20 protein-coding genes and 1 pseudogene are annotated in these 21,766 nt (G+C 49.4%); 15 read left to right on the top strand and 6 right to left on the bottom strand.

Translation table 11 applies throughout. The features are described from left to right. The first annotated feature begins 25 nt into the window (after positions 1-25). The 15 genes and pseudogenes from WC5_RS04720 to WC5_RS0122630 form a co-directional block, all read left to right on the top strand. A complete protein-coding gene (locus WC5_RS04720; protein ID WP_001551060.1) occupies positions 26-988 on the top strand; it encodes a phage tail tube protein in 963 nt (320 codons plus the stop codon). 150 nt (positions 989-1,138) lie between these two features. Then, complete coding sequence (locus tag WC5_RS04725) at positions 1,139-1,498, top strand: phage-derived protein YdaY family protein (RefSeq protein WP_122452218.1); 360 nt, start codon at positions 1,139-1,141, stop codon at positions 1,496-1,498. A gap of 107 nt (positions 1,499-1,605) precedes the next feature. After that, complete coding sequence (locus WC5_RS25420; RefSeq protein WP_032284309.1) at positions 1,606-1,806, top strand: hypothetical protein; 201 nt, start codon at positions 1,606-1,608, stop codon at positions 1,804-1,806. Positions 1,807-1,969: 163 nt separating this feature from the next. Continuing rightward, positions 1,970-5,203, top strand: a complete 3,234-nt coding sequence (locus WC5_RS04730; RefSeq protein ID WP_016231723.1) for a phage tail tape measure protein — start codon at positions 1,970-1,972, stop codon at positions 5,201-5,203. Continuing rightward, positions 5,196-5,534 (top strand): phage tail protein, encoded by a 339-nt coding sequence (locus tag WC5_RS04735; protein ID WP_000024051.1) that lies wholly within the window; start codon positions 5,196-5,198, stop codon positions 5,532-5,534. Before WC5_RS04730 ends, WC5_RS04735 begins: the two co-directional genes overlap by 8 nt. Continuing rightward, positions 5,534-6,232, top strand: a complete 699-nt coding sequence (locus WC5_RS04740; RefSeq protein ID WP_016231722.1) for a phage minor tail protein L — start codon at positions 5,534-5,536, stop codon at positions 6,230-6,232. Before WC5_RS04735 ends, WC5_RS04740 begins: the two co-directional genes overlap by 1 nt. A 5-nt stretch (positions 6,233-6,237) precedes the next feature. After that, positions 6,238-6,981 (top strand): C40 family peptidase, encoded by a 744-nt coding sequence (locus WC5_RS04745; protein ID WP_024192234.1) that lies wholly within the window; start codon positions 6,238-6,240, stop codon positions 6,979-6,981. Beyond that, positions 6,978-7,526, top strand: a complete 549-nt coding sequence (locus WC5_RS04750) for a tail assembly protein (protein ID WP_001578257.1) — start codon at positions 6,978-6,980, stop codon at positions 7,524-7,526. Before WC5_RS04745 ends, WC5_RS04750 begins: the two co-directional genes overlap by 4 nt. A gap of 60 nt (positions 7,527-7,586) precedes the next feature. Beyond that, complete coding sequence (gene gpJ, locus WC5_RS04755) at positions 7,587-11,066, top strand: phage attachment tail tip protein J (protein ID WP_001551065.1); 3,480 nt, start codon at positions 7,587-7,589, stop codon at positions 11,064-11,066. A gap of 67 nt (positions 11,067-11,133) precedes the next feature. Continuing rightward, a complete protein-coding gene (locus tag WC5_RS04760) occupies positions 11,134-11,733 on the top strand; it encodes an Ail/Lom family outer membrane beta-barrel protein (RefSeq protein WP_016231720.1) in 600 nt (199 codons plus the stop codon). 64 nt (positions 11,734-11,797) lie between these two features. Continuing rightward, complete coding sequence (locus WC5_RS04765) at positions 11,798-14,200, top strand: prophage tail fiber N-terminal domain-containing protein (protein ID WP_016231719.1); 2,403 nt, start codon at positions 11,798-11,800, stop codon at positions 14,198-14,200. Further along, a complete protein-coding gene (locus WC5_RS04770; protein WP_016231718.1) occupies positions 14,197-14,478 on the top strand; it encodes a hypothetical protein in 282 nt (93 codons plus the stop codon). The genes WC5_RS04765 and WC5_RS04770 overlap by 4 nt, the downstream gene beginning before the upstream one ends. Positions 14,479-14,487: 9 nt before the next feature. After that, entirely contained in the window at positions 14,488-15,192 is a 705-nt protein-coding gene (locus WC5_RS04775; protein WP_016231717.1) for a tail fiber domain-containing protein, read from the top strand. Positions 15,193-15,202: 10 nt separating this feature from the next. Then, on the top strand, positions 15,203-15,496 hold the full coding sequence (locus WC5_RS04780) for a hypothetical protein (protein ID WP_000355609.1): 294 nt from the start codon (positions 15,203-15,205) through the stop codon (positions 15,494-15,496). Positions 15,497-15,515: 19 nt separating this feature from the next. Next, positions 15,516-15,635: pseudogene (locus WC5_RS0122630) on the top strand (tail fiber assembly protein); the annotation flags it as partial. A gap of 212 nt (positions 15,636-15,847) precedes the next feature. Here the strand turns inward: WC5_RS0122630 and sitD are convergent. From sitD to ompN, 6 genes are all read right to left on the bottom strand, one after another. Next, complete coding sequence (gene sitD / locus WC5_RS04785; protein ID WP_000968130.1) at positions 15,848-16,705, bottom strand: iron/manganese ABC transporter permease subunit SitD; 858 nt, start codon at positions 16,703-16,705, stop codon at positions 15,848-15,850. Further along, positions 16,702-17,559 carry an iron/manganese ABC transporter permease subunit SitC gene (sitC, locus tag WC5_RS04790; RefSeq protein ID WP_001101728.1) on the bottom strand — a complete coding sequence of 286 codons (858 nt, stop codon included), beginning with the start codon at positions 17,557-17,559 and terminating at the stop codon, positions 16,702-16,704. The genes sitD and sitC overlap by 4 nt, the downstream gene beginning before the upstream one ends. Continuing rightward, positions 17,556-18,383 carry an iron/manganese ABC transporter ATP-binding protein SitB gene (gene sitB / locus WC5_RS04795; protein WP_000983720.1) on the bottom strand — a complete coding sequence of 276 codons (828 nt, stop codon included), beginning with the start codon at positions 18,381-18,383 and terminating at the stop codon, positions 17,556-17,558. The genes sitC and sitB overlap by 4 nt, the downstream gene beginning before the upstream one ends. After that, a complete protein-coding gene (gene sitA, locus WC5_RS04800) occupies positions 18,383-19,297 on the bottom strand; it encodes an iron/manganese ABC transporter substrate-binding protein SitA (protein ID WP_000286867.1) in 915 nt (304 codons plus the stop codon). The genes sitB and sitA overlap by 1 nt, the downstream gene beginning before the upstream one ends. Positions 19,298-19,884: 587 nt before the next feature. Further along, entirely contained in the window at positions 19,885-20,319 is a 435-nt protein-coding gene (gene uspF, locus WC5_RS04805; RefSeq protein ID WP_001082294.1) for a universal stress protein UspF, read from the bottom strand. A gap of 140 nt (positions 20,320-20,459) precedes the next feature. Beyond that, the gene (ompN, locus tag WC5_RS04810) at positions 20,460-21,593 is read right to left on the bottom strand and encodes a porin OmpN (protein WP_000836967.1); all 1,134 of its coding nucleotides are present in this window, start codon (positions 21,591-21,593) and stop codon (positions 20,460-20,462) included. Positions 21,594-21,766 lie beyond the last annotated feature (173 nt).

Here is a 21,766-nt window from a genome sequence, read left to right as displayed (position 1 = left end):
GCAATTAATGACATAGGAGGCTTCTGTGAGTTCAGGTGCAAAGGTTATCTCGGCATTTATCCGGGAGACAGTTGCAGGCACTACGCCAGCAAGTGGTGACTGGAGTTTATTAAAACGCACAAGCTGGGGAGTAAAACCCACCCAGAATAAAGGCGAAAATAATGAGATTGGTGGCTCCCGGATGGCTCAGGGGGCGACGCCTGGCACTGTGGATGTCGGCGGTGATGTTGGTACCAAATTTCGCTGGGGTCAACATGATGATTTTCTTGCATCCTGTTTCGGCGCGGAATGGTCAGGCGATTCTCTGACAATGGGGAATGAGCGAATAACATTTTCTCTGGCGACCTATGCGTCCGATGTCGGAATTGCCTCTGTCGTCAGAGGAGCGCAGGTTGGCTCATGGAAAATGCAGATCCCTAACGACGGCGATATTACAGCGACCGTAACCTTTGCCGGGCTGGGCTGGGAAACAAAGGCCGATGATACGAATTTTATCAAAGGCAAACCTGTGGATAGTGCAGGAAAGTTACGCTATTCGTTTAAGGAGGTTTCAGCAGTAAGCCTGAATGGTGTTGCCGGAGGTAACGGTTTTTGTATCGACAGTTTTGATATTCAGTTCGATAACAAACTCCAGACACAGCGTTGTATCGGGACTGGCTCGCCTTATGCAGGAGCAAATATTCCGACTACTTTTACACCGTCCGGTACGGTGACGCTTTCATGGTCTAAAGCCGCGTGGGAAATCTGGAGTAAAACACTGACTGGAGAAACAGTTCCGTTCAGCTTCACGCTTTCGAATGGAGAGGGGGCATACACTTTCAGTTTCCCGAAGGTTCAGGTGTCAGGTGAATGGCCTGATGGGGGTAATACTGACATTATCCAGGTTCAATTGAGCATTACCGCAGCAGATGAAGCACCTACGATAACCAGAAAAAAATGCTCCCCGACTGCCGTGATCGCAAAAGCCAGTGCTGATGCGATTAGTTGATTTTCCGTTATTCCCCCTGTGGTACTGCACTACAGGGGGACGCATTGAATGAGGTTATGGATGTTTATTCTTAATCAGAAAATTATCATCGGTGGAGAACGCTGGTTTACGCCAATGAAGGACTTAAAACCTGTAGACGGGTTAAAACTGTTGGTGGCAAGCAGCGATAACGATCAGTATCGCTCCCGTAATGCATTAATCCGTCGTCACATTGAGAAAATGGATGCCAGTTTGCACGTCGGAACGAAGGAGTTTGATATTTCAAAGGTTTCCGAGGTAGATTCTGTTGATGATTTACTCATTGATAATGCTGCTCGTTATCTGCTGAAAGACTGGAAAGGGGTTGGTGAACTGGTTAATGGTGCTGAGGTTGCACTGGAATATACGCCAGAACGAGGGATCGCGCTGCTTAAGCAGAATCCAGAGTTGTACTGGCAGATCCTTGCAGAAGCAGCCAGCATCGCCCAGGGTAAAGAGCAGCAGAAGCAGGATACGATAAAAAAGCCATAGCCGCCCAGCGGTGGTTATCGGAGTTCGGGGGAGAAAGGGGGGAAAAGGCAAGATGGAAGCGAGAAAAACTCAGGTTGCCACCGATACCGGAACCAGAAATAGACCCGGTGCTTAAGGAATTGTTGTACGCCTATTCGGTAATATCCCGTGCCCGACGTTATGCTGGAATGACCGGGGTGCCTTTGCCTTTATCTCTGACAGAGATAAATGAATATTTAGCCACTCATCCGGTATTGATTGAGCGCGATGAGTTTGAAGCAGTGATCTTTGCACTGGATGACCAGTATTTTCAGGATCAGTGTGTGTAGTTGTTAATTACGTACACTCTGTTACAGAGATGTGATGGTGTCTTTAATTAAATCGATGATGCTCCTGGAGAAAAGCATTGCGTGGCCTCGTAATCGCTATATCTACTATTATGTCGCCTGAAACCCACTTCGGTGGGCTTTTTGTTGTCTGGAGTTTTAATAAATGGCAGAGCAAACCTCGCGTCTCGCAATAATTATTGATAGCACTGGAGCAAAAAATAATGCTGACAATCTGACCTCCTCATTAGTCAAAATGACGCAGGCCGGGGAAACTGCTGCAAATAGCGCAGGGAAAGTGACTAAGGCAACAGAAGATGAGAAGAACGCGCTCGCAAAATTAAAAGCAGCTATTGATCCAGTTGGTGCCGCAATTGATACTGTCGGTCGACGCTATTCTGAATTAAAGAAATTTTTCGATAAAGGGCTTATTGATAAAGAAGAATATGAATTTCTTGTCCGTAAACTTAATGAAACCACAGAGGAATTGAGCGGGGTTGCGCAAGCGCAGAGAGAAGCCGAGAAGGCCGGAAAACTTGCTGCCGCCCAGCAGGAAGCGCAGGCTCAGGCCTTTCAAAGAATGCTGGACAAGATCGACCCTCTGGCTGCGGCGCTAAGAAATCTTGAACAACAGCAGGATGAACTTAATGCTGCGTTTGCATCCGGGAAAATAAATGGTTCTCAGTTTGAGAATTATAGCCGAAAAATACAGGAAACACGGCGAGAGCTTACCGGAGAGGCTCAGGCAGAGCGAGAAGCAGCAAAAGCGCATGATGAACAGGTTGCTGCTTTGCAACGTCTGATTGCTCAACTTGACCCTGTCGGAACTGCTTTTAATCGTCTGGTAGAACAACAGAAACAGCTCAATGAAGCAAAAGCTAAGGGGATGCTCTCTCCTGAAATGTATGAGGAACTTTCTGGAAAACTTCGTGCTATGCGGAGTGAGCTTGAGGTTACTCAATCTCAATTAAGCAAAACCGGAATGTCGGCAAAACAAACGGCTTTTGCTATGCGCATGTTGCCTGCACAAATGACGGATATTGTTGTTGGGTTGTCCACTGGTCAGTCGCCTTTTATGGTGTTAATGCAGCAGGGCGGCCAGCTAAAAGATATGTTCGGTGGGATTGGCCCGGCGATCAAAGGTGTTGGTTCTTATGTGCTGGGATTAATTAATCCTTTTACCCTGGCCGCAGCAGCCGTTGGCGTCTTAGGGCTGGCTTACTATAAAGGCTCTCAGGAGCAGGACGAATTTAATAAATCTCTTATTCTTACCGGAAATCAGTTGGGGACAACCAGCGGGCAATTGGCCGATATAGCTCAACGTGCCGGGAATGCGGCTGATTCGACAACTGGCGCTGCGGCGGCAGTATTAAACCAGCTTGTGCGTTCGGGAAAGGTAGCGAGCAGTTCGCTGGAGCAAGTGACGACAGCGATAGTAAAAACGAGCGAAGTAACAGGAATATCAACCGAACAACTGGTTAATGACTTCAATGAAATTGCAAAGGATCCTGTCAGTGCCATATCAAAACTTAATGATCAGTACCATTTTCTGACAATTGCGACTTATAACCAGATTAAGGCGCTACAGGATGAAGGGAACCAGCAGGAGGCCGCCCGCATTGCGACAGAAGCATACTCATCCTCAATGATCCAGCGCACCAACCAGATTAAAGAAAATCTTGGTTATCTTGAGACTGCATGGAAAGCTGTCGCAGACTCCGCAAAATGGGCATGGGATTCCATGCTGGACATTGGCCGTGAGGCCTCCCTTGATCAAAAAATCTCAGATGTTCTCCGTCAAATTGATGAAATAGAAAAAAATACCCGACCCGGAGTTTTCGGGTTAGGTGGCATTGGAGATGGCGGAGCTCAAAATAAAAGGCTGGCACGATTAAAGCAGCAATTGGGCGTACTTCAAGCAGAAAAAATTGCTCAGGACGTCCTAAATTCATCAATAAACGATTACAACAAGCGACAACAGGAAGGAATTGAACTCAGACAGAGAGCAGATGCCTTTTCAAAACAATATCAGACCCGGGAGCAGCAGAGAGCTAGTGAACTTGCAAAACTGGAAAAGCTAAAGAGTCAGTATTCAAAGGAAGAATATAATAATTTTATCGCTCAAATAAATGAGCGTTATAAAGATCCAAAGCAACCAAAGGCGAAAGGTTATTCGGATGATGCTGCCCAACGAATGATTGATCATCTGAATCAACAGAATGCGTTACTAAGTTCACAAACTGAATTAACCGTTAAATTAAGTTCCTCTGAACAGGAACTGGTTAAGTGGCGTCAGCAGATTGCCGACCTGGAGTCACGACCGTCATCGAAATTAACCCAGGATCAGAAATCGCTTCTCTTACACCGGGAAGAAATAACCGCGTTGATGGAGAAAAATGTTGCGATTGAAAAAAATAACAGGCTAATCAAGGAATCCGCCGAAATAGCTGCATGGCGTGATTTATTGCAGGCTTCGATTGATAATCGTCAACAGGGATATGATATTCAGATTGCTGGTTATGGGGTTGGCGATAAAAATCAGCAACGCCAGCAGGAATTACTGCGGATTGAACGTGAATATAACAATCAGCGTCTGCAACTTGAACGTGACTATGCAGATAAATCCCGTGGGATGTCAAATCATGTTTTTCAGGAGAAAATGCAGGCTCTGAATGATGCTCTGGAACGAGAAAAAGAAATTGTCAGACAGAAAAACGAGCAGCTCGATATTCAGGCAGGAGACTGGGTTAGTGGTGCCTCCCAGGGATTCAATAACTGGCTGGATGACACTAAGGATATCAGTGAGCAGATAAAATCAACCACGACTCAGATGTTTGATGGAATGACCGATGCGCTGGGTGATTTTGTCACGACAGGCAAGGCAAATTTTCGTTCTTTCGCTACTTCCGTGATTTCGGATCTTAGTCGAATAGCATTAAAGGCTTCAATTACTGGGATTTTCGACAGCATTAGTAACAGTTCTTCGGGGGGGATTTTAGGAACTATCGGGAGTGCTATTAGTAAATTTATTCCGAATGCAAAGGGCGGTGTTTATGAGTCTCCGTCATTGAACACGTATTCGAACGGTATTTATGATTCCCCGCAATTTTTTGCTTTTGCAAAAGGGGCTGGTGTTTTTGGTGAGGCTGGTCCGGAAGCCATTATGCCATTAACACGAACATCCGATGGTTCTCTTGGTGTCAGAGCTATTAATAGTAAAAGTGGTAATGGAGGCGGAGATATTACCTATGCCCCTGTATACCAAATCACTATTCAAAATGACGGCCAGAATGGAGAGATTGGCCCTCAGGCAATAAAAGCACTTATGGGGATGGTTGATCAGCGGGTGCAGGGCAATCTGTTAAATATGCGACGTGATGGGGGAATGTTAAGTGGCTAATACGGAAGAATTTCACTGGTTACCAGAGGATGGAATGAAAACAGAAAATAAACCATCGATAAAAACTGTAAGATTTGGCGATGGTTATGAGCAACGAAGTCCAAATGGACTTAATCATTCTCTGCGCGTTTTCACCTGTGATTTCAAAGTTGAGGCGAATGAACGTGATTCATTTGAAAAATTTTTAGCCCGGCATGAAGGCTATAAATCTTTTTTTTGGCGCCCGCCTGGTATTAACAGAAAAATCAGAGTGGTGTGTCGAACGTGGTCAGCGACAGAACATATCACCTATACCGATTTTTCGTGTCAGTTTGACGAAGTGGTGATCTGATGCAGGACATACAACAGGAAACGCTGAATGAATGCATTCGTGCGGAGCAGTCGGCCAGCGTGGTGCTCTGGGAAATCGACCTGACCGAGGTAGGCGGGGATCGCTACTTTTTCTGCAATGAGCAGAACGAGAAAGGAGAGTCTGTCACCTGGCAGAGTCGGCAGTATCAGGCCTATCCCATTCAGGGGAGTGGATTTGAGATGAACGGCAAAGGTGCCAGTGCAAGGCCAACGCTGAAAGTCTCTAATCTGCACGGCATGGTCACCGGGATGGCGGAAGACCTGCAGAGTCTGGTCGGCGGAACGGTGGTCAGGCGTAAGGTTTACGCCCGTTTTCTGGATGCGGTGAACTTCGTCAACGGAAACAGTGACGCCGATCCGGAGCAGGAGGTGATCAGCCGCTGGCGTATTGAGCAGTGCAGCGAACTGAGCGCGGTCAGTGCCTCCTTTGTACTGTCCACGCCGACGGAAACGGACGGCGCTGTTTTTCCGGGGCGCATCATGCTTGCTAATACCTGCACCTGGACCTATCGCGGTGATGAGTGCGGTTATCACGGTCCGGCGGTCGCGGATGAATATGACCAGCCGACATCCGAAATCACGAAGGATAAATGCAGCAAATGCCTGAGTGGCTGTAAGTTCCGCAATAATGTCGGCAACTTTGGCGGCTTCCTTTCCATTAACAAATTTTCGCAGTAAATCCCATGACAGAGACAGAATCAGCGATTCTGGCGCACGCCCGGCGATGTGCGCCAGCGGAGTCGTGCGGCTTCGTGGTGAGAACGTCGGAAGGGGAAAGATATTTTCCCTGCGTGAATATCTCCGGTGAGCCGGAGGATTATTTCCGGATGTCGCCGGAGGACTGGCTGCGGGCAGAGATGCAGGGTGAGATTGTGGCGCTGGTCCACAGCCACCCCGGTGGCCTGCCCTGGCTGAGTGAGGCTGACCGGCGGCTGCAGGTGCAGAGTGATTTGCCATGGTGGCTGGTCTGCCGGGGGGCGATTCATAAATTCCGCTGTGTGCCGCATCTTACCGGGCGGCGCTTTGAGCACGGGGTGACGGATTGTTACACGCTGTTCCGGGACGCTTACCATCTGGCGGGGATTGAGATGCCGGATTTTCATCGTGAGGATGACTGGTGGCGTAACGACCAGAATCTCTATCTGGATAATCTGGAGGCCACAGGGCTGTATCAGGTGCCGTTGTCATCAGCACAACCGGGTGATGTGCTGCTGTGCTGTTTTGGTTCATCGGTGCCGAATCATGCCGCCATTTACTGTGGTGACGGCGAGCTGCTGCACCATATTCCTGAACAACTGAGTAAACGAGAGAGGTATACCGACAAATGGCAGCGACGCACACACTCCCTCTGGCGTCACCGGGCATGGCGCGAATCTGCCTTTACGGGGATTTACAACGATTTGGCTGCCGCATCGACCTGCGTGTGAAAACGGGGGCCGAAGCAGTCCGGGCGCTGACCACACAGCTTCCGGCGTTTCGTCAGAAACTGAGCGACGGCTGGTATCAGGTACGCATTGCCGGGCGTGATGCAGGTGAAACTGAATTATCAGCCCGTCTTAATGAACCGCTGGCAAATGGTGCCGTGATCCACATTGTGCCGCGTCTGGCGGGAGCCAAAAGTGGCGGTCTTTTTCAGGCTGTGCTGGGGGCGGCGCTGATTGCGGTGGCATGGTGGAACCCTGCAGGTTGGTTGGGGGCTGCCGCAATTACAGGAATGTATGGTGCGGGGGCCAGTATGGTGCTCGGTGGTGTGGCGCAGATGCTGGCACCGAAAGCCAGAACTCCCCGTACACAGACAACGGATAACGGCAAACAGAACACCTATTTCTCCTCACTGGATAACATGGTTGCCCAGGGCAATGTTCTGCCGGTTCTGTACGGTGAAATGCGCGTGGGGTCACGGGTGATTTCGCAGGAGATCAGCACGGCAGATGAAGGAGATGGTGGTCAGGTTGTGGTGATTGGTCGTTGATGCAGAATGTTTTGTGTGAAACCGCCTCAGGGCGGTTTTGTCGTTTCTGGAGCGTGAGGAATGGGTAAAGGCAGCAGTAAGGGGCATATCCCGCGCGAAGCGAAGGACAACCTGAAATCATCCCAGATGCTGAGCGTGATAGACGCCATCAGTGAAGGGCCGATTGAAGGTCCGGTGGATGGATTAAAAAGCGTGCTGCTGAACAGTACGCCGGTGCTGGACAGTGAGGGGAATACCAATATCTCCGGCGTCACGGTGGTGTTCCGGGCAGGTGAGCAGGAGCAGTCACCGCCGGAGGGATTTGAATCCTCCGGTTCCGAGACGGTGCTGGGTACGGAAGTGAAATATGAAACGCCGATCACCCGGACCATCACGTCGGCAAACATCGACCGTCTGCGCTTTACCTTCGGTGTACAGGCACTGGTGGAAACCACCTCAAAGGGAGACAGGAATCCGTCGGAAGTCCGCCTGCTGGTTCAGATACAGCGTAACGGTGGCTGGGTGACGGAAAAAGACATCACCATTAAGGGCAAAACCACCTCGCAGTATCTGGCCTCGGTGGTGGTGGATAACCTGCCGCCGCGCCCGTTCAATATCCGGATGCGCAGGATGACGCCGGACAGCACCACAGACCAGCTGCAGAACAAAACGCTCTGGTCGTCATACACCGAGATCATCGATGTGAAACAGTGCTACCCGAACACGGCACTGGTCGGCGTACAGGTGGACTCGGAGCAGTTCGGCAGCCAGCAGGTGAGCCGTAATTATCATCTTCGCGGGCGCATTCTGCAGGTGCCGTCGAACTATAACCCGCAGACGCGACAATACAGCGGTATCTGGGACGGAACGTTAAAACCAGCATACAGCAACAACATGGCCTGGTGTCTGTGGGATATGCTGACCCACCCGCGCTACGGCATGGGGAAACGTCTTGGTGCGGCGGATGTGGACAAATGGGCGCTGTATGTCATCGGCCAGTACTGCGACCAGTCAGTGCCGGACGGCTTTGGCGGCACGGAGCCGCGCATCACCTGTAATGCGTACCTGACCACACAGCGCAAGGCGTGGGATGTGCTCAGTGATTTCTGCTCGGCGATGCGCTGTATGCCGGTATGGAACGGGCAGACGCTGACGTTCGTGCAGGACCGACAGTCGGATAAGGTGTGGACCTATAACCGCAGTAATGTGGTGATGCCGGATGATGGCGCGCCGTTCCGCTACAGCTTCAGCGCCCTGAAGGACCGCCATAATGCCGTTGAGGTGAACTGGATTGACCCGAACAACGGCTGGGAGACGGCGACAGAGCTTGTTGAAGATACGCAGGCCATTGCCCGTTACGGTCGTAATGTCACGAAGATGGATGCCTTTGGCTGTACCAGCCGGGGGCAGGCACACCGCGCCGGGCTGTGGCTGATTAAAACGGAACTGCTGGAAACGCAGACCGTGGATTTCAGCGTGGGCGCAGAAGGGCTTCGCCATGTGCCGGGCGATGTTATTGAAATCTGCGATGATGACTATGCCGGTATCAGCACCGGTGGTCGCGTGTTGGCGGTGAACAGCCAGACCCGGACGCTGACGCTCGACCGTGAAATCACGCTGCCATCCTCCGGTACCACGCTGATAAGCCTGGTTGACGGAAGTGGCAATCCGGTCAGCGTGGAGGTTCAGTCCGTCACCGACGGACTTAAGGTGAAAGTGAATCGGGTTCCTGACGGCGTTGCAGAATACAGTGTGTGGGGGCTGAAGTTGCCGACGTTGCGTCAGCGCCTGTTCCGCTGTGTGAGTATCCGTGAGAACGATGACGGCACGTATGCCATCACTGCCGTGCAGCATGTACCGGAAAAAGAAGCCATCGTGGATAACGGGGCGCACTTTGACGGCGACCAGAGCGGCACGGTGAATGGTGTCACGCCGCCAGCGGTGCAGCACCTGACCGCCGAAGTCACCGCAGACAGCGGGGAATACCAGGTGCTGGCGCGCTGGGATACGCCGAAGGTGGTGAAGGGCGTGAGCTTTATGCTTCGCCTGACCGTGGCAGCGGATGACGGCAGTGAGCGGCTGGTCAGCACGGCCCGGACGACGGAAACCACATACCGCTTCACGCAACTGGCGCCAGGGAACTACAGGCTGACAGTCCGGGCGGCAAATGCCTGGGGGCAGCAGGGCGATCCGGCATCGGTATCGTTCCGTATTGCCGCACCGGCAGCGCCGTCGCGGATTGAGCTGACGCCGGGCTATTTTCAGATAACCGCCACGCCCCATCTTGCCGTTTATGATCCGACGGTACAGTTTGAGTTCTGGTTCTCGGAAAAGCGGATTGCGGATATCAGGCAGGTTGAAACCACAGCCCGCTATCTTGGCACGGCGCTGTACTGGATAGCTGCCAGTATCAATATCAAACCGGGCCATGATTATTATTTTTACATCCGCAGTGTGAACACCGTTGGCAAATCGGCATTTGTGGAGGCTGTTGGCCAGCCGAGTGATGATGCATCCGGCTATCTGGATTTTTTCAAAGGCGAGATAGGGAAAAGCCATCTGGCTCAGGAGCTGTGGACGCAGATTGATAACGGTCAGCTTGCGCCTGACCTGGCTGAAATCAGGACGTCCATTACGGATGTCAGCAATGAAATCACGCAGACCGTCAATAAGAAACTGGAAGACCAGAGTGCGGCAATTCAGCAGATACAGAAGGTTCAGGTTGATACAAATAATAACCTGAACAGCATGTGGGCTGTGAAGCTGCAGCAGATGCAGGACGGACGCCTTTATATCGCGGGTATTGGTGCCGGTATTGAGAACACCCCTGACGGCATGCAGAGTCAGGTGCTGCTGGCGGCGGACAGGATTGCGATGGTTAATCCTGCGAATGGCAACACAAAGCCGATGTTTGTTGGTCAGGGCGATCAGATATTCATGAACGAAGTGTTCCTGAAATATCTGACGGCTCCCACCATTACCAGCGGCGGTAATCCTCCGGCATTTTCCCTGACACCGGACGGGCGGCTGACGGCGAAAAATGCCGATATCAGCGGTAGCGTGAATGCGAACTCCGGGACGCTCAACAACGTCACGATTAACGAGAACTGTCGGGTTCTGGGAAAACTGTCCGCGAACCAGATTGAAGGCGATCTCGTTAAAACAGTGGGCAAAGCTTTCCCCCGGGACTCCCGTGCACCGGAGCGGTGGCCATCAGGGACCATTACCGTCAGGGTTTATGACGATCAGCCGTTTGACCGGCAAATTGTTATTCCAGCGGTGGCTTTCAGCGGTGCCAGACATGAACGGGAGAATAGCGATACTTATTCGTCATGCCGCCTGATAGTGAAGAAAAACGGGGCTGAAATTTATAACCGAACGGCTCTGGATAATACTCTGATTTACACGGGTGTTATTGATATGCCTGCAGGCAGTGGCGTAATGACACTGGAGTTTTCTGTATCAGCATGGTGGGTAAATGGCTGGTATCCCACAGCAAGTATCAGCGATTTGCTGGTTGTTGTGATGAAGAAAGCCACTGCAGGCATCACGATTAGCTGAATTTTATAACCCAGATACGGGCGCCAGAAATGGCGCCTTTTTTATTGCAGAAAAGCGAGAGGTAATTATGCGTAAATTATGTGCTGTTATTCTGTCCACAGTAGTCTGGCTGGTCGCCGCTGGTACGCCAGCGAGCGCAGCAGAGCATCAGTCCACACTAAGCGCCGGGTATCTTCAGACCCATACTGATATGCCCGGCAACGATGACCTGAAGGGCATTAACGTGAAATACCGTTATGAGTTTACGGACACACTGGGGCTGGTGACGTCATTCAGCTATGCAGGAGACAAGAATCGCCAGCTTACCCGTTACAGCAATACCCGCTGGCATGAAGATTCCGTGCGTAACCGCTGGTTCAGCGTGATGGTGGGGCCGTCTGTGCGCGTGAATGAATGGTTCAGCGCGTATGCGATGGCGGGTATGGCTTACAGCCGTGTGTCGACTTTTTCCGGGGATTATCTCCGCGTAACTGACAATAAGGGGAAAACGCACGATGTGCTGACCGGAAGTGATGACGGTCGCCACAGCAACACGTCTCTGGCGTGGGGAGCTGGCGTGCAGTTTAACCCGACCGAATCCGTGGCCATTGATATTGCTTATGAAGGCTCCGGCAGTGGTGACTGGCGCACTGACGGTTTCATCGTGGGTGTCGGTTATAAATTCTGATTAGCCAGGTAACACAGTGTTATGACAGCCCGCCGGTTCAGGCGGGCTTTTTTGTGGAGTGGATATGGCAGCAGTAAAAATCTCAGGTGTGCTGAAAGATGGTGCGGGAAAACCAATACAGAACTGCACTATTCAACTGAAGGCAAAGCGTAACAGCACCACGGTACTGGTGAACACGGTGGCTTCTGAAAATCCGGATGAAGCCGGACGTTACAGCATGGATGTTGAGTATGGCCAGTACAGCGTCACCCTGCTGGTTGAAGGTTTTCCGCCTTCACATGCCGGGACCATTACCGTCTATGAAGGCTCCAGACCAGGTACGCTGAATGATTTTCTCGGTGCCATGACGGAAGATGATGTCATGCCGGAGGCATTGCGTCGTTTTGAGGCAATGGTGGAAGAAGTGGCACGCAACGCCGAAGCCGCCTCTCAGAGCGCAGCGGCGGCAAAGAAATCCGAAACTGCAGCGGCATCATCAAAGAACGCGGCGAAAACCTCAGAAACGAATGCAGCTAATAGTGCACAGGCGGCAGCGACCTCAAAGACTGCATCGGCAAACTCCGCGACAGCAGCCAAAAAATCAGAAACCAACGCGAAAAATAGCGAGACAGCCGCAAAGACGAGCGAAACCAACGCAAAGTCCAGCCAGACGGCAGCGAAAACCAGCGAAACGAATGCCAAAGCCAGTGAAACTGCGGCAAAAAACAGCCAGGTTGCAGCAGCCCAAAGCGAGAGCGCGGCAGCCGGTTCTGCGACTTCAGCAGCTGGATCAGCAACTGCTGCGGCTAACAGCCAGAAAGCTGCGAAGACGAGTGAAACTAACGCAAAGTCCAGCCAGACGGCAGCGAAGACCAGCGAAACGAATGCCAAAGCCAGTGAAACTGCGGCGAAAAGCAGTCAGGATGCAGCGGCCCAAAGCGAGAGTGCCGCAGCCAGTTCTGCAAGCGCGGCGGCTGCTTCTGCCACTGCATCAGCTAACAGTCAAAAAGCAGCAAAAACCAGTGAAACCAACGCAAAGGCGAGCGAGACTGCGGCGGCGAACTCGGCGCAAGCATCGGCAGCAAGCCAGACGGCTGCAAAAGCAAGTGAAGACGCAGCCAGAGAGTATGCAAGCCAGGCTGCGGAGCCGTATAAACAAGTTTTGCAGCCGCTTCCCGATGTGTGGATACCGTTTAACGATTCACTGGATATGATTACCGGGTTTGCTCCTGGATATAAGAGCATCACAGTTGGTGACGATGTTATTACATTGCCGTCTGAAAAGGTTGTTTCATTTACCAGGGCGTCAACTGCAACGTATATAGATAAGTCTGGGTGTTTTGCTGAATCAGCGATAAATGAACCTCGTTTTGAAAAAGATGGTCTGCTCATTGAAGGTCAGAGAACGAATACTTTTTCTTATACGAATACACCAGAATCGTGGAACTATGACACTGCTAACTTAACTATTACCACGGGAGTTGATGAGTATGGTTTCAGTTATGGTTTGTTTGGCGTTAAAGAAACATCCACAACTGAAAGGGCGACATTAATTTCTACTGGATATACCAGGGTTATTTCAGTTTCGGCAAATGAATCAGTTACTTTATCCTGCAGAGTTAAAAAAGTAAGTGGGGATGGTATTATCACGTTGCGTCCAAGAATATCATATGTTAACGACGATGGCTCAAGTAACACACTGACCGCTGGCGCATATATTGATTGCGAGACTGGCGATATGTTGAGTTATTCTGGAGGTGAGGCGGCAACTTATAACATATTCAGAGAGTCTAATGGATGGATTCGTGTTGAGTTTACCTACAAATCACCAGAAGCAAAAAATATGTATGGGCGTTTTGAGTTTGGAGCACATCAACGATCAATCAAGCCTGGCGATAAATTAATGTTAACAACCCCTCAATTCGAAAAGGGACTAAACGCCTCATCTTTTATCATCACAACAGAGGTCGGTGCCACGAGAGCAAGTGACCAGGTAATCATACCTATACCTTTCAACTGGGCAACTCCACCAGTTAGTGTTCTCATGGAAGTTAATGTTAATTGGGATTCTGAAATGCCTAATTTAGAAGGCTCTGCGCGTTTGCTTAATATCTCAATTACAGGGGCGACGACTGAAGTTTCTGATGAAAGTTATATGTATTTTGGTTTTACCACTCGTGGTAAAAGGCTAATTATCACCAATGGCAAAGGAACAAAAACAGAATATAAAGCATATGGGAATAGAGAGAAAAGGAAATTTGTTACTGGCTTTAAGTTTACAGAAGATAAAAAGTTGCAGGTTGTTGTTGATGGGATTTTAGGTAGCAGCTCCCCGTCTCTGCATACATTGCAACGTTATACTGCCGGTAATATTAATATCGGTGGACAATCCTCCAGTGGCAACAGACACCTGTTCGGTCATGTGAAAAATTTACGCATTTGGCATAAAGAATTAACTGAGGCACAAATGGGGGCGAGTATTAAATGAAAGATTTAACACTCAAATTTGCAGACAGGGCCGACTTTTCGGCCTTTATGGATAGCACTGGCTATTATGACGACGAGTCGATGCAGAATGATATTCTTATTGACGTGATAGGTAACGTGTACAAAGAAACCGGAGAACTGACTGAAGATGGCGAACCGATATGTGTTAAGGAAGACGGATATTTTGTAAACGTGCGCATCATTAATGATGCAAAAAAATCGTCAATATTCGATGAATACGCGGTTGTAGTTGAACATCAACTTCGTGGCTGGATGTGAGGGAGACAAATGGCTACATCGACAGTAATTCCGGGGGACATCACCACGCTGAAGGGAGATGTTAGTAAAGCAAAGGAAGATATTTCCTCTATTAACGGAAAAGTATCAACGCTTCAGACTGATATGGCCAGTGCAAAGCAGGATATCAGCACCAGATACACAAAAACTGAAGTTGATAATAAGCTGAAAAACAAAGTGGAAGTGAACGATCTGGAAAGTGGTCATTATGGCGGAGATTTTTATCCACTGACAGGTCGTGAAGCGTTTTATTTATGGAATTTGGCCACGACTACAGCGGCGGCAAACCTTTATCTTAATCCTGACCCTGCAATTTCGTCTGTACTGCGGTCAACATCGTCTATCCGCTATAAGCATTCAGTAGAGACGATAGATTCAGAGCACGCCGATCTCATTTTCAGGATGCGCCCTGTATGGTACAGGTCACAATGCGAAAATGACAGGCGTGACTGGGGATTCTACGGATTGATTGCCGAGGAAGTAGGAGAAATTGCCCCTCAGTTTGTACACTGGCGACCAGCTAACGAAGATGATGCACCGGAAGCTATTTCCAGCAATGGCCTTGTTGCCGAAGGTGTAATGTACGAACGTCTGGTTGTTCCACTGATTCACCATATCCAGAAGCTGACTGAAAGAGTTGATGAACTTGAGTCAGAATTAAAGTTGTTATCCGTTTCCCGAAGCGATATCGGATAAAGGAGGAGTAATGGATATAACACCTTTTCTTCACGCGCTTTGTGCTGTGGCTGCGCAGGTACTGGTTGGCCTTTTTACCGGAAACTGGGCTTACGGGGCGATAGCTGGTTGTACGTTCTTCATTGCGCGTGAACATACCCAGGCAGAATATCGCTGGATTGAAATGTTCGGGCATGGCAAGCGTATGAATATGCCGTGGTGGGGCGGTTTTGATCCGCGTGCGTGGGATGTGGCAAGCCTGATGGATTTTGCTGTGCCGGTGGTGGCGTGTCTGCTGGTCTGGCTGTTGGTTAATCGTGGGTGAAAAAAGGTGAGCTGTATATGCAACGGAGGAAGAAACCTCGTTGCGGGAAGCCTTGAAGAAGTATCGGGTGTTGCTGAACCGTGTTGATACATCAACTGCACCTGATATTGAGTGGCCTACGAACCCTGTCAGGGAGTAATCATTGGGATTATGCCGCAGAAACGTTGTATGCAATAACGTTCTGCGGTTGGCTGATGCACTTTCGAGAGTGCATGTATTGAATTATTTCCAGCTATTATCGATTTTACGTATTTTTTGCATGAGAGAATTTGTACCTCCTCCCAACAACGACCTTCCATGACTTTCCGGACTTCTGTGGGCCAGCGGACGATGCTGCCCTCGGATGTTGTGCTAATTGGGTGATGACAAATCCTGTGTATGGGTGTTTCCCTTTGTGCGTGCGTTGATGCTGGTAACGGTGAACGTCATGATGAACACAACCGCGAATAAGACGACAATCGTCGGAGCTGGTGCACTGTCGATAAAAAAGGACAACCAGACACCAGTCATTGACACTATTACCGATATGCCAATCGCCAGTAGGAGCGCAATATGAAAGCGTTGTGTCAGGAGTACCGCAATGGCGCCAGGCGCAATGAGCAGAGAAATGGAGAGAATGATACCTACCGCTTTCAGCGTCGCCACAATGGTCAGAGAGACCATGCACAGCAGCCCATAATGCAGACATCTCGTATGCAAACCGCTTACCTGCGCCTGTTGATAATCAAAGCTGAACAGCAAAAAATCCCGCCATTTTACGCTAATAACAAGTGTAACCAGCCCGGCAATAATCACCGTCTGGATTATATCGCCGATGGTTACCCCGAGCATGTCGCCGAAAAGAATATGGTCAAGATGTACGTCTGGTTTGACTGCAATATACAAGATCAGACCTGCGGCAAACATGCCAGAAAAAACAATCCCCATCACTGTATCTTGCTTGATTCGGCTGTTGTCTTTCAGGTATCCCGTCGCCACCGCGCAGAATACTCCGGCGACGAATGCCCCTGTAGCCAGAGGTAACCCCAGAATCCAGGCAAGCACGATGCCAGGAAAAACCGCATGACTCATCGCGTCACCCATCAGTGCCCAACCTTTCAGGACCAGAAAGACCGACAGCAGCGCACAGGGTATGGAAACTACCAGTGAAATCAGCAGTGCGTGACTCATAAAGGTGAACTGCAGTGGCTCCAGTAATAATGCCATCATGAGCGATCCTCCAGCGCTTTATGCGCACGCCGACGATTTGCCAAAAGCCCATGGGTGGGCGCAAATACAAATGCTAAAAGAAACAGCAGTGTCTGCGCCACCACGATGATTCCACCTGTCGCGCCGTCCAGAAAGTAACTGACCCACGCGCCGAGGAAACTGGTTACACTGCCAATAGTTACAGCAATTATGAGCAGGCGGGGAAAACGATCGGTTAACAACCATGCTGTTGCACCGGGAGTCACCACCAGACAGATCACCAGAAAGGCACCAACCGTTTGCAGCGCCGCAACGGTCGAAACCGACAGCAGGGTGAAGAAGAGGATTTTTAATCTGCCCGGATGCAATCCAATAGCACGAGCGTGATTCTCGTCGAAAAAGGTCACCATAAGATCTTTCCATTTGAAAAAAAGCACGATGATCGAGAGAATGCCAATGATAGTGAGTTGCAGGATATCCGCCGGATCGATTGCCAGAATATTGCCTAGGACGATGGTCTGAATGTTCACGGATGTCGGGTTCAATGACACCATAAACAGCCCCAGGCCAAAAAAGGAGGAGAAGATCAGGCCGATGATGGCATCTTCTTTTAAGCGAGTGCGTTGGTTAAGAAACAGCATGCTGCCCGCTGCCAGTCCGCCGGAAAAGAAGGCTCCCAGAGAAAACGGAAGCCCCAGCATATATGCCCCCGCAACACCCGGGACAATAGAGTGCGACAGCGCATCGCCAATCAGCGACCAGCCTTTTAGCATCAGATAGCATGACAGGAAAGCGCAGAGACCGCCGACCATCGCCGAGACCCACATCGCATTGAGCATATATTCATAGCTGAAGGGTTCCAGTAGCACGTTCATCTTGCTTCCCCCTGCACCGCTGACGGTCGATGTGCCACAAAAGGGTGTTCATCGTCAGTAATAATGCTTTCTTCCGAGCCGTTAAGTGTGACATGGCGCAGTACGCCGCTAAAAGCCAGCTCCAGGTTCTCGGCTGTAAAAGTGGTGTCTGTCGGCCCGCTTGCCAGGACGGTGCCTTTGACCATGACCGTATAATCGCAAAATGTCGTGACTGAGCCGAGATTGTGCGTTGAGACAAGCATCGTCTTGCCTTCCGCGCGTAACTCCCTCAACAGGCTGATGATTTTCGCTTCGGTTTTCACATCAACGCCGGTAAAAGGTTCATCCAGCAGGATCACATCACCCTGCTGTGCAATCGCTCTCGCCAGAAAGACGCGTTTCTTTTGTCCACCGGAAAGCTCGCCGATTTGTCGATGGCGAAAATCCACCATATCGACACGTTCCAGCGCATCGGTGACAATCTGACGATCCCTCTTTTTGGCTATACGCAACATACCCATGTGCCCATAGCGGCCCATCATCACCACATCTTCCACTAGTACAGGAAATGACCAGTCAACCTCTTCTGACTGAGGGACGTAGGCAACCAGGTTTTTCTGTAGCGCCTGTCGCGTGGGAATACCCAGAACAGATATCTTTCCGCTGGTCAGACGCACAAATCCCATAATCGCTTTAAACAACGTCGATTTTCCGGAACCGTTTACCCCAACCAGAGCGGCAATAGATCCACTTGGTACTGTGAAGGATGCATCGCGCAGTGCTGTGTGCCCGTTACGCCAGGTGACAGTAACATCATTAACGACAATGCCCGCAGATTGCATCATTATTTCTCCCTTTTCCCGGCTTTAATTCCCTGTACCAGCGTACTGGTAGTAACCTTCAGAAGGTCGATATACGTAGGTACCGGGCCGTTTTCTGTGCTCAGGGAATCGACATAGAGTACACCGCCGTAGTGCGCGCCGGTTTCACGCGCAACCTGACGCGCTGGTTTATCGGAAATCGTACTCTCGCTAAAGACTGCCGGGATATGATTTTTCTTCACCATATCAACAACCTTACGTACCTGCTGCGGCGTGCCTTGTTGATCGGCATTAATCGGCCACAGATAAAGCTCTTTTAGCCCCAAATCGCGTGCGAGATAAGAAAAAGCCCCTTCACTGGTGACCATCCATCGCTGATTCTCAGGGAGTTCAGCAATCTGCTTACGCAGGGGGGCAAGGGTTTGGGTAATCTTGGCTTTATAAGTATCGGCATTACGTTGGTAGGTTTGTGCATTTGCCGGATCGTATTTTATCAACGCATCACGAATATTATCGACGTAAATCAGAGCATTATCTGGCGACATCCAGGCATGGGGGTTAGGTTTGCCCTCATAGGGGCCTTCAGTGATCCCTACTGGCGTCACACCCGAAGAGACAATTACTTCTGGAACCCCATTAAGATGCTGGTAAAAGCGTTGGAACCACAATTCCAGATTCATACCATTGGCGAGAATCAGTTGTGCCCCCTGCGCACGTTTAATATCGCCAGGGGTAGGCTGATACTCATGAATTTCTGCACCGGGCTTGGTTATGGATGAGACTTCTGCAGCATCTCCAGCCACGTTTTTGGCCATATCTGCGATGATGGTAAATGTTGTAATGACCTTGAATTTTTCAGTTGCACTCGCCTGAAATGCGATCGAGCAGGTGAGGGCGAGGCACCCCAAGAGCATGGTTACTTTTTTTATTGAGTACATAATTTAGTACCTATAGTGAGCAAAATTAGAACAAACATAGCAACGGCTATGTTTTATAGCACAACCTATACAAAATGAAAATGATTATCATTAGCAGCTTTGGGGCCCAAAACAGGGATTAGGTTGTTTCCTGTTGGCGACGCGTTATTGAGGAAAAAAGTAAGGCAGCTAGTAGGCTTTGAAATGACTTGATGAGGAAAATTGTTGATGGCAAAAATGGGGCAAAGCGCTGCAAAAGGGGCAAAAAAGGGGCAAAAAAAGAGTGGGTTATCGTAGCTTATTGTTGTCGCTGATGATATTTAACACATTGAAAAATAAGTAAAATACTTATGAGTCAGAGAGTTGTGATTTTTGCCCTTACTTGTTCAGGTTGTATTGTTCTTTCTTACTAATTTCTTGATTTTGCGACATTTAAAAGCGACTCAATTCGTTATATGGCATCAGAAGAGTATGCGTCATGCCGGAATGTCCAGCATAAGAAATCTGATATAAAAACTGTGGCGTGTATGGTACGGATTAGAGGGGAAAATGTCAGCACATTTGCGAAATGAATCAAAAAGCCCGCAGCGACGTGCGGGCGTTAGTTTTTAGCGCACGACCAGCACAGAGCACTCTGCATGACGCACGACGGCGGCGGCGTTAGAGCCGAGCAGGTAGGTGGTGATATCCGGTCGATGGGAGGCAATGATGATCATATGAGCAGGGATCTTTTTCGCCATTTCCAGAATGCGGTCTTTTGGCGAACCTTCTTCAACATGAACATGCACTCTGTCAGTCGGCAGCTTGAATTTTTTAATTATCTCTTCCAGTTGCGATTTAGCTTCCGCTTTCAGGTCATCCATTGCCGGTAATTCTGCGGAATACGCTAAACCCAGAGAGGCATAGTAGGGCAGCGAAGGTATTACCGTCAGGAAATGAACCTCTGCATCATCAATCTTTGCCTCGGCCTCAACATGGCTAATCACGCGTTGAGTTAATTCTGAATCGGAAATATCGATAGGGACAAGAATCGTTCTGTTCATAAAACCTCCTGTTTTAGTATCCGCATAAAGTGTAACGCCAGATGAGGTCTTTTGTATAATGACGGAGTTCACATTTTTAATTTAGATTAAGCAGGATTTAATAAGTAGAAAAAGCCCGCCAGAGAGGCGGGCAGGCAGGATTAGAACTGATAAACCAGACCTAAAGCGACAATATCATCGGTAGAGATACCGTTGGCGGCGTAGAAGCTGTCATCTTCATCCAACAAGTTAATTTTATAGTCAACATAGGTAGACATATTTTTGTTGAAATAATATGTTGCGCCAACATCGGCGTATTTGACCAGATCTTTATCGTCAACACCGGCCGGGTTATCAGCACCACCAGCAGCGTTCAGGTCACGCCCTTTAGACATCAGGAAAGACACTGCCGGACGCAGACCAAAGTCAAACTGATATTGGGCAGTGACTTCAAAGTTCTGGGTCTTGTTCGCAACGGCGTAATCGCTGTTGCCAAATGGTGTCATATTACGCGTTTCGGAATACATGGTTGCCAGATAAATGTTGTTAGCATCATATTTAATCCCGGCAGTCCAGGCATCGGCTTTATCGCCACCCGCCGCAGTATGGTTAACCTGGTCATTGGTGCGGTCTGAGGAGGTGTATGCCGCGCCCGCGCTAAAGCCCATACCTAAATCGTAGGTTGTGGAAAGCCCCCAGCCGTCGCCGTTTTCATGACGAACATCACGTCCGTTGTTGGTGCCTTCCTGACCGTTGTTTGCACCTTCGTTATTACCCTGATACTGCACTGCGAAGTTCAGACCATTAACCAGGTCGAAGAAATCAGTATTACGATATGTCGCTACGCCATTAGCACGACCGGTCATAAAGTTGTCTGCATTGGTGTAGGAGTCACCGCCAAATTCTGGCAGCATATCGGTCCAGCCCTCTACGTCGTACATTACACCGTAATTACGTCCGTAATCGAAAGAACCGTAATTTGCAAATTTCAATCCGGCGAATGCCAGACGAGTCCAGGATTGGTTTTCTGAGGATTCAGTATTGTTTGCCTGAATATTGTATTCCCACTGACCATAGCCAGTGAGTTGATCGTTAATTTGTGTTTCGCCTTTAAATCCAAGACGTGCATAGCTCTGATCGCCATCTTTTGCAGAACTATCAGAAAAATAATGCAGGCCATCAACTTTGCCATAAAGATCTAATTTATTGCCGTCTTTATTATAAATTTCTGCTGCATGTACAGCACCTGCGGCGAGCAGGGCAGGGATTAAGAGTGCCAGTATTTTGCTTTTCATTGAAAAAATCCTTTAGTTATTTTATTTGCCTTTCTCTCCCCGTTTGGGAAGTGAAAACATCCTAAAGGAAAAGTTCCATTAGCCGATAAATGTCATTTGTTACGCCTTAAGTAAAACCTTAATCAAATAATTCCTGGGAAATGATGATTAGTTTGGTGAATGATTTGATGGTT

Source organism: Escherichia sp. KTE114, from assembly GCF_000407765.1.
In the GTDB taxonomy this organism is placed as follows: Bacteria; Pseudomonadota; Gammaproteobacteria; order Enterobacterales; family Enterobacteriaceae; genus Escherichia; species Escherichia ruysiae.
This window is presented reverse-complemented; position numbering and strand designations above follow the sequence as displayed.

What these genes read in the sequence shown, in the direction of transcription:
- ompN (WP_000836967.1), bottom strand. Translation starts at nt 21,593, where the DNA reads ATGAAAAGCAAAATACTGGCACTCTTAATCCCTGCCCTGCTCGCCGCA.
- WC5_RS04765 (WP_016231719.1), top strand. Translation starts at nt 11,798, where the DNA reads ATGGCAGCAGTAAAAATCTCAGGTGTGCTGAAAGATGGTGCGGGAAAA.
- sitB (WP_000983720.1), bottom strand. Translation starts at nt 18,383, where the DNA reads ATGATGCAATCTGCGGGCATTGTCGTTAATGATGTTACTGTCACCTGG.
- WC5_RS04730 (WP_016231723.1), top strand. Translation starts at nt 1,970, where the DNA reads ATGGCAGAGCAAACCTCGCGTCTCGCAATAATTATTGATAGCACTGGA.
- WC5_RS04760 (WP_016231720.1), top strand. Translation starts at nt 11,134, where the DNA reads ATGCGTAAATTATGTGCTGTTATTCTGTCCACAGTAGTCTGGCTGGTC.
- uspF (WP_001082294.1), bottom strand. Translation starts at nt 20,319, where the DNA reads ATGAACAGAACGATTCTTGTCCCTATCGATATTTCCGATTCAGAATTA.
- WC5_RS04780 (WP_000355609.1), top strand. Translation starts at nt 15,203, where the DNA reads ATGGATATAACACCTTTTCTTCACGCGCTTTGTGCTGTGGCTGCGCAG.
- WC5_RS04775 (WP_016231717.1), top strand. Translation starts at nt 14,488, where the DNA reads ATGGCTACATCGACAGTAATTCCGGGGGACATCACCACGCTGAAGGGA.
- sitA (WP_000286867.1), bottom strand. Translation starts at nt 19,297, where the DNA reads ATGTACTCAATAAAAAAAGTAACCATGCTCTTGGGGTGCCTCGCCCTC.
- sitC (WP_001101728.1), bottom strand. Translation starts at nt 17,559, where the DNA reads ATGAACGTGCTACTGGAACCCTTCAGCTATGAATATATGCTCAATGCG.
- WC5_RS04770 (WP_016231718.1), top strand. Translation starts at nt 14,197, where the DNA reads ATGAAAGATTTAACACTCAAATTTGCAGACAGGGCCGACTTTTCGGCC.
- gpJ (WP_001551065.1), top strand. Translation starts at nt 7,587, where the DNA reads ATGGGTAAAGGCAGCAGTAAGGGGCATATCCCGCGCGAAGCGAAGGAC.
- WC5_RS04745 (WP_024192234.1), top strand. Translation starts at nt 6,238, where the DNA reads ATGACAGAGACAGAATCAGCGATTCTGGCGCACGCCCGGCGATGTGCG.
- WC5_RS04740 (WP_016231722.1), top strand. Translation starts at nt 5,534, where the DNA reads ATGCAGGACATACAACAGGAAACGCTGAATGAATGCATTCGTGCGGAG.
- sitD (WP_000968130.1), bottom strand. Translation starts at nt 16,705, where the DNA reads ATGATGGCATTATTACTGGAGCCACTGCAGTTCACCTTTATGAGTCAC.